The sequence below is a fragment of the Mycobacterium sp. genome, from assembly GCF_035570115.1.
Taxonomy (GTDB): domain Bacteria; phylum Actinomycetota; class Actinomycetes; order Mycobacteriales; family Mycobacteriaceae; genus Mycobacterium.
On sequence record NZ_DATMLH010000089.1, the window covers coordinates 1 to 6059 of the forward strand.

6 protein-coding genes and 2 pseudogenes are annotated in these 6059 nt (G+C 63.6%); 4 read left to right on the plus strand and 4 right to left on the minus strand.

Going from position 1 to position 6059, the window contains the following annotated elements:
- Positions 1-827: LLM class flavin-dependent oxidoreductase (locus VNW74_RS07905; RefSeq protein WP_325676054.1), on the minus strand; the 827-nt coding region annotated here is incomplete at its 3' end.
- Between the two features lie 160 nt (positions 828-987).
- Here VNW74_RS07905 and VNW74_RS07910 point away from each other — a divergent pair.
- Positions 988-1391, plus strand: a pseudogene (locus tag VNW74_RS07910) (dihydrodipicolinate reductase); the annotation flags it as partial.
- A gap of 2 nt (positions 1392-1393) precedes the next feature.
- Here the strand turns inward: VNW74_RS07910 and VNW74_RS07915 are convergent.
- Complete coding sequence (locus tag VNW74_RS07915) at positions 1394-1741, minus strand: hypothetical protein (RefSeq protein WP_325676059.1); 348 nt, start codon at positions 1739-1741, stop codon at positions 1394-1396.
- Between the two features lie 246 nt (positions 1742-1987).
- Between VNW74_RS07915 and VNW74_RS07920 the strand changes: the two genes are divergently transcribed.
- The 3 genes from VNW74_RS07920 to VNW74_RS07930 all read left to right on the plus strand — a co-directional run bounded on the left by VNW74_RS07920 (position 1988) and on the right by VNW74_RS07930 (position 3982).
- Positions 1988-2713: a hypothetical protein gene (locus tag VNW74_RS07920; RefSeq protein ID WP_325676055.1), complete on the plus strand. Its 726-nt coding sequence runs from the start codon at positions 1988-1990 to the stop codon at positions 2711-2713.
- Positions 2710-3342, plus strand: a complete 633-nt coding sequence (locus VNW74_RS07925) for a hypothetical protein (protein ID WP_325676056.1) — start codon at positions 2710-2712, stop codon at positions 3340-3342. Before VNW74_RS07920 ends, VNW74_RS07925 begins: the two co-directional genes overlap by 4 nt.
- 112 nt (positions 3343-3454) lie before the next feature.
- Positions 3455-3982, plus strand: coding sequence for a hypothetical protein (locus tag VNW74_RS07930; protein WP_325676057.1), 528 nt, complete (start codon positions 3455-3457; stop codon positions 3980-3982).
- A 16-nt stretch (positions 3983-3998) separates the two neighbouring features.
- Here the strand turns inward: VNW74_RS07930 and VNW74_RS07935 are convergent, their stop codons facing one another.
- Both VNW74_RS07935 and VNW74_RS07940 read right to left on the minus strand, forming a co-directional pair.
- Positions 3999-5729 (minus strand): MlaD family protein, encoded by a 1731-nt coding sequence (locus VNW74_RS07935; protein ID WP_325676058.1) that lies wholly within the window; start codon positions 5727-5729, stop codon positions 3999-4001.
- Positions 5730-6059 (minus strand): annotated as a pseudogene (locus VNW74_RS07940) (mammalian cell entry protein); the annotation flags it as partial. It abuts the gene before it with no gap.

Genomic DNA, 6059 nt, shown 5'->3' on the forward strand with positions numbered 1-6059 from the left:
TAGGGACCTTCCGCCTCCCGCAGTGCCGTCACGTTGTCGGCACGGGTAATGCTGGCGACCGAGTCGTCGTGCGGGCGGTAGGACGCGGCGGTCACGGCGTCGTGCAGCAGGTGCGGCCCCAGCACCTCCCACGCCTGATCGACATCATCGGCAACGAAAACCGTTGTGGGAGCACCCGGTACCGGAAACTGAACGATGCCGGGCTCATGCCCGGCGGCTCGGCATTGCGAGTCGTAGTACTCCTGCAGACCCGGGGAATCGGTCTGCGAGATGAACCCCAGGCCGTACGTGGCAGCGCGCCGGGCGGCCGCCTTGCTGCCGCCGGCGATCATCATCAGCGGTCCCGTCGTCGACCCGCAGGGCGGAGTGACGCGAACCCGGCGGCCGTGATACTCGACAGGCTCGCCGCGCACCAGACGGCCGAGCATGGCCAGCATCTCGTCGGCGACCCGGCCACGTGTCGTGATGTCCAAGCCGAAATGGTCGTACTCCTCGCTGCGATGACCGACACCAAACACATACGACACCCGACCTCTGCTGATGAGATCCAAGACGGTCATCTCCTCGGCCAGCCGTATTGGATCCCAGAGTGGAATCGGCACCGCGGCAAGGAGAATCGCCAACTGCTTTGTCCTCGCGGCGATCGCCGAGGCCAAGATCAGCGGGGTCGGCAGATGGCCGTCGTCGGCACCGTGGTGTTCGGACAGGACGGTGAGGATCGCACCGCGGATCTCCGCCCAAGCGCACATGTCGATGGCCGCGGCATAGAGGTCGACGGCCGGCGCGGCCCAATCGGGCGCTCGCATGTCGAACCGGAGGGTGTACATCGAGTCTCAACCTAACATTTGTTTTCCTTACCACGACAGGGCGCCGATATCCCGTTCGATCCTCACCGCCTCTGCCGCTTCAACTGGCTCGCGGATCAAAAGTTAGGTACTCACGTCGTAGCTGAGGAGACCCCACAATGGCGAAAACAGCGGGCACTCCACGAACCGGACGTTGAATGTCGCGATGGGCACGGTCGAGGCGGGGACGTCCGGCGCAATATGAATGCAGACGATCGGCGTGGTCGACGGCCGCGAGGCCATCGTCGTCGAACACGTCACCCGGCTGGCGCACGATATGGCCCCCGATTGGCCAAACGGCATCGGCGATTTGTCCTACCGTGTCGTGATCACGGGCGATCCCGACATTGACTGCACGCTGGCGGCGACTCTGAAAGATCCGGGTCGCGCCGGAGTCGCGGGAATGACGTCGGGCGCGGGCGCGATGGTCGCCACGGCAATGCAAGTTCTCAACGCCGTGCCTTATGTCGTTGCCGCAGAGCCTGGATTGCTGAGTTCGGTGGACATCCGTTGACAATCCCGCGCAATGCGTTTGTCACGCAATGACTTTACGTGTCGGCGCGGGTCCAGAAAGTTTTGCCCTCCTGCGCTATGCAGATCAGGAATAGTCCATCGGGCGCCTGCGCGACGTAGTTCGTATACATGTGGCAGTCGGTGTTCTCTTCTTTGATGCCCGCCATCGGTGGTGAGCGGAACCATCTCGGCTGGTATCGCCTGGGCGAGCCGCAGAACATCAGCCGTCCAGGTTGGGTGGCGGGCACATAACCGCCGGATACCCCGAACGCGTAGTAGGTGGTGTTGTCGCACGGCGCACCCAGGACCATGTTCGGCGCGATGCCCGGGGTACACGCCGGGTAGTCGCAGACCGTCGGCTCCGCGGCAGCCGTCGGCGGCATCAACGCGCCGACTCCGATCAGCGCAGCCACTATCGCCACGATGAAACGCACGGCAATATTTTTGCATGGGCGATAAGAAAATTCTCTTCTTCGGAGAAGATCACCTACAAGTGGCAGGACCCTGGATATTGCGCGTCCCCACACCCGTCCGGCCAGCGACTTTGGGGTGATAACGTGATTCTCCGTGTGTAGCCCGGAACCAGCCCTGAGTCGGGGTGCGCCTGCGCCGGCGATTGCCCAGGACCAGTGACGGACTCCGACGCCGACCCGTCCACCACCGAGGCTCCAGATTCGCTCGCGGAAGCCGAAGCGGAGCTCGCTCGTGCCGAGGAGCGCGCCGAGGCCGCACGAGCACGCGCGGCCGAATTGCGCCGGGAGGCCGAGGCCGATTCAAGCGAACAGTCCGACGCGACCGAAGACGCGGAGGCCGACGTGGCCAAGCCGGCTCGCTGGCGATCGAGGCGTCGGTGGCCGGGGCGGCTCCGTCTTCCTACCTGGAAAGCGGTGGGCGTCGGCTCCGAGATCGTGCTGCTCTGCGTCTCCCTGGCGGCGAGCGGTTACATCGTCTGGCAGCACCGCACACTCGTGCAGCGGCGACAGCACGCGGAGGAGTTTGCCGCGGCTGCTCGGGAGGAAGTCGCAACGCTGATGTCGATCGACCCGGCGCACGCCGCGGAGAGCATCCAGCACGCCATCGACGACACGACCGGAGCGCTCAAGAGCCAGATGGAAGCGACGTCAAGCTATATGGCCAAAAACGCCCAGGATGCGCAGGTCACCACCAAGGCCACCGTGCAAGACGTCGCGGTCGAGTCGATGACCGACAATTCGGCAGTCGTCCTGGTAGTCACGAAATCGGACACCATCAACCCTGACAAGTCGGTACGGCCATCGGTCTTCTGGCGACTCGGTGTCAATCTCGATCGGGATGGGGATCGGCTTAAGATGTCGAAACTTGAATTCGTCCAATGAATTCCGAGTCAGAGTCGCCATTCGAGGATGCGGAGACCGCCCAAGAGGATGCGGACTCGGATGACGCCGGCACCGAAACTCCTTCCGTCGGTGCGTCGCCCGCCGAGACCACGGGCGTGATCGACCGGTTCGTCTCCAACCTTCTGGTGCACTGGCGTTCAGTTCTCTTGACGACTTCGGTGATCGCCGCAGTGGGACTGGCCGCATGCTTGTTCGTCCTGCAATACCGCCCAGATCGACAAATCGATGACGCCGCCGCAAGGCGGGCCATCCAAGAGGCTTCAGACGGTGCCGTCGCGACGCTTTCCTACTCGAGCGAAAGCATTGATCGCGACTTCGCCAGGGCAAGGTCCCATCTCACCGGGGAGTTTCTCGCCTACTACGACAAATTCACTAAAGACGTCGTCATGCCAACGGTGAAAGAGAAGCACCTCACGCAGACGGCTACGGTGATTCGGGCGGCCGTATCAGAACTGCACACGCACTCGGCAGTGGTGCTGGTGTTCCTCAACGAGACCACTATGAGCAAGGACAAACGAGAACCCCTGAAGACGCCGAGCAGCGTGCGAATAACGCTCACAAAGGTCAGCGGTTCCTGGCTGATCTCCAAGTTGGATCCGTTCGGATGAACCCTTACCGCGCCGATAGCGCCGGTGCTATTCTCATCGCACGAGAACGCCGCTACCGGTGTCGATAAGGTCGCGTGGGCATCGTCGCGAAATGCCCGTCGAGGAGTAGAGGATGCGTTCAGCTGGAACGATCACCACCGCGATACTGTTGGCCGCCAACGTATTCAGCATTTTGGGTCCGGCATCTGCGGCGCGAGCAACAACGAAGGATGATGTCGCGGTCAACGGGACATACCGCGTAACGTCAAATGGCAACTGGGCCAAAATCAATGATCAGTACAACTACGAGCCAACCGTCATCAGCACCTGGACCATCAGCTCGTCGTGCTCCAATTTTCAGACGTGCAGCGGCACGATGAAGAGCGACCAGGGCTGGAGCGCGCCGATCTCCATGGGCGACGGGCTCATGTGGTACGTCAGACGTGATGTGCCGAATTGGGAGCGGTGCCAAGACGGCACCGCGTTCACCGGGCAGCAGACCTTCTACTTCTACCCCGTTGATCCCCAAGGTAGTGGTGAATACCAACTCGGGTCGCCGGTGATGGCTGGGAAGGACAAGACGATCGGCCCGAGCGGCGCCTGCGGCCAAAACCAGTGGCTTGGCATCGAACTGCCGCTGCGACTGGACAAGATCGGCTGATTAGCCGCCAGGAGTATTAAGTCGGCAACAGGTCCTGCCACTTCTTGGGCGTAGTCGCGGTTGCCAGATCCGATTGCTGGTACAACTTCCCGTCCGGAGCCACATAACGACCGGTACGCGGGTCGTAAGGGACAACCGCGATCGACGGCCCTGGCCGAGATGCCTTATCCCCGAACGAGCTTGGATGCGCCTGCGGCGGCGCACCGTTGACGGTGTCGGCCGGCGACGGACCCGCTGCCGGCGGCGGGGGCACGGCAGGTGGTGGTGGGGGAAGCTCGCCCTGCGCAGGAACGTCGAGTGGCGCTATGGGCGGGAAGTCCGCCGCCTGCGTCGACATGTTGGCAGACGACGGCGCGGGTGGTGCTGCGGCGCCCTTCGTGCCCGGTGGTGGAGTTGCTCCCCGTGGGCCGGGGGGCGTTCCGCGCGGGATCGCCCCTAGTGGCAGCGGTGTTCCCTCAACGGGTCCGAAGATTCTCTTGTCGACGGTGACCCGGTCGTCGGGCGGTATGCCCTGAGCGAGCAGATTTGGATCCAGGGGGTAAGGACCGAGGACATGCTGGCGCATCGCCAGCGGTATGAACGGCTTGTCGCTGTTGCAGATCTCGACGGTGGGCGCGCGCTTTCCGGGGTGCCCCATGCAGGGATAGTTGCGGGCGCCGCGGACCGAAAGCGGTGAATCCTGCGGCAGTTTGCAGTACAAGCCGTCCGGCGTGTCGATGTCGCTGGTATCAGACGGGGATCGCCACATGTTGGGCGGCAAGAAGCCGACCGTGCAAATGGGCGGGTCGTCGACCGTCAATGCGAAGTCGCCCTTGGCCCAACCCTCGGGATGGTTGAACGGCCCTGCCGTTTGCGTTATGGCAACGGCCGGTGGCAGCAACACGAACAGCTGTTCCAGCGAGGGATGGTAGGTGACGCCGATCTGCCCGAGGGTGGTCAGGTTGGCGAGCAACACCGGCAGCGTCGGTTTGATTTGCTCGAAGAGCCGCGATGCCTCGTCCGCAGCGCCGGGACCGTTTCGCAGCAATGTGCGAACCCGGGAATCGTCGGTCGCCACCACGTCGGAGATGCCGGCCAGGCTTCGCGCCCAGGTGCGAACGGAGTCGGCGGTCTTGGCCTGCGAATCCAGCAGCGGCCCACTGTCTTCAGTGAGGGTTCGGGTGCGCTCGACAACGCTGTTGGCGTCGGTAGAGATTCGCGACGTCGCGTCGGACAACGATCCCAGATCGTATCCGGCTCCGTTGAAGGCTTGGAACGACTCGTCGAGCAATTGGCCGATCTTGTTTTTGGGCAGGCTCTTGATCAAGGCGTTCAGCTGATCGAGCATCGGTCCGACCGCTTGCGGAATCGTGGTGTCACGCATGGCAATAACCGAACCGTTGTGTAGATACGGCGCCGAATCGGTTCGTGGCCGCAAGTCCACATACTGCTCGCCCACCGCGGAGACGCTCAGCACTTCGGCTTGCAGGTTCGCCGGGACCTTCGGCGAAGTACTAAGCGACAGTGTCGCTTTGGCGCCCTTCGGAGTAAGCGACACCGCAGTGACCTTACCCATCTGCACTCCGCGGTAGGTCACGTTGGAGAACCGGTACAAACCACCGGTCGACGGCAGTTCGAGGGAGACGGTAATCCGGCCGATGCCGAGCAGGGTCGGCGCCTGGATGTAGAAGAGAACCATCGCGATCACACCGACGATCCCGATGATCGTGAAGATCAGTAGCTGAATCCGGACGAAGCGCGTCAGCATCTACCTACTCCCCTCCGTCGGCGGAATCCCCGGTGGCGGTGCGGCATTCGGCGCGACCGGCCCCGGTGGCGGTGCGGCCGCGGGTCCGGGCAGCGGACCAAACCCTGGCGGTGCAGCGGCCGGTCCCGGCAACGGAGCGCTGAACTGGAGATTCGGCTGAGCCGGGCCGGGCGGTGGCGGCGCCTGGGGCCCTGCCGGCGGTACGCCAGCCGGCGGCCCTTGGCGACCGGGCGGCGGCCCGAAGCCCCCGTGCAATGGATCACGTGTGTACTGCAGGTACGGCGGATCCCCCGGTGCGGGAATCAACTGTTCGCCGAGTTGTCCCCAGTG